2 protein-coding genes are annotated in these 1,596 nt (G+C 58.7%); both read right to left on the reverse strand.

The genetic code is table 11. The features are described 5' to 3' along the window. Positions 1–138 precede the first annotated feature (138 nt). Positions 139–747, reverse strand: a complete 609-nt coding sequence (locus tag ACOI1H_RS25445; RefSeq protein ID WP_422441100.1) for a recombinase family protein — start codon at positions 745–747, stop codon at positions 139–141. A 203-nt stretch (positions 748–950) separates the two neighbouring features. Continuing rightward, a partial coding sequence (locus tag ACOI1H_RS25450; RefSeq protein ID WP_422441098.1) for an IS256 family transposase occupies positions 951–1,596 on the reverse strand: 646 nt, incomplete at its 5' end.

The following is a 1,596-nucleotide window of genomic DNA, read 5'->3' on the forward strand; positions in this document are numbered from 1 at the left end:
GATACCATAACCGGACCAGTCAAATGAGAACCGTTTTCTGCTTCAAACGCTGGGATTGGCGCTGTGGTATTCCGGCGTCCAGTGAGCGATCCCCTAACGGACAGTAGGGGGTAGATTCCGGTAGGGGGCAGGATCGTATCACAAGGAATTCTGTCGCTGGCGCTTCATGATATCGAGCACGGTATTTTTGCTGATCCCGAGATCGCGTGCGATCCATCGGTATGATCGGCCTTCTGCGACGGCCTGAAGGACCTTTGGCGCGAACTTATCGGACTTTGGGCGCTGCCCCGGCTGACGACCGAGCTTTTTGCCCCGCGCCCGTGCGGCGGCCAGACCTGATTTCACCCTTTCGCTGAGCAGATCACGTTCAAACTGGGCGATCCCAGCCAGCATTGTGGCCATCATTCGGCCATGTGGGGTCTCTACCTCGAAGGTCATGCCGCTCATGGCCACAACAGATACTTTCCAACCGGCGAGCCGGTTGAGGGTATCCAGCAGATCCTGCGTGGACCGCCCCCAGCGGGAAAGCTCACTGACCAGGATGGCGTCGATATGTCTGGCCTGCGCCAAGTCGAGCACCCGGTTGCGCGCGAGGCGATTGGCGGACGCGCCCGAAGCTGTTTCCTTGAATACTGCGACCACTTCATAACCGCCCCGTTCTGCAAAAGCCGTCAATTCCGATACCTGCCGTTCGCAGGACTGATCCGAGGTCGAAACCCGGGCATAGATGGCGGCACGTTGTCCCAGTTGAACCCCCTCGGATTTTGGCCTTGCAAGCCTTTGATTTTGCTGGTGCGGATTTTGTCCTGAACAGACTAATGACTAACAAGGACAAGCCGCCATGCCAAGACGCTCTATTCTCACTGCCCGCCAACGCGCGGCGCGGTTGTGTATCGAATGTGGTGGAAACTCTCTGGCAGCGTTCTCCGAGCATGTGGATTTGGGCCTGATCAGGCCGCGAGGTCAAGGCTGATCGGGGCGATAGGCTGAGCCAAGGTTTCCCAGCTATCGATCTTCCGCATTTGGATCTGGCCCGATGCCATCAGTGCCCAGAGAAGCATTGGCACCGTTTCGGCGCAGGGCAGCACGGTCTGGGTCTTGATGCGACGGCGGAATTCCTCGTTTAAGCGCTCAATTGCATTGGTGGTTTGTGCGGATTTCCACTGCGACGGGTCCAGACGCGTGAAGGTGAACAGCCGGTCTCCAGCCTCTTCCAGGCTGTCAGCGACCGCACGGCATTTCAGCCGCCACTTGTGCAAGAATACCTTCCGCCGCTTCTCGATGTCCGCCGCGCTGTCGCCATAGATCATATCACGGTAATCCTCGCTCAGTTCGTCATGCATGTGCTTTGGGGCATGACCGAGAAGGTTGCGGTGCTTGTGAACCGTGCAGCGCTGGATCGGTAGGGCCTCCCCCCAGAGTGCGACCAACGCAGCCTCAAGCCCGGGGGCTCCGTCAACAAGGACAAATTCCGGTTGCTTCAGGCCGCGTGCGTCGAGATCACCAAGAAACATGCCCCAAGCCGCCTTACTCTCTCCGCCCATATTCTTGATGGATAGCAGCACCTTCTGCCCGTCCCGGCGCACCCCTATGGCC

The organism is Loktanella sp. DJP18 (genome assembly GCF_049310965.1).
Taxonomy (GTDB): Bacteria; Pseudomonadota; Alphaproteobacteria; order Rhodobacterales; family Rhodobacteraceae; genus Loktanella.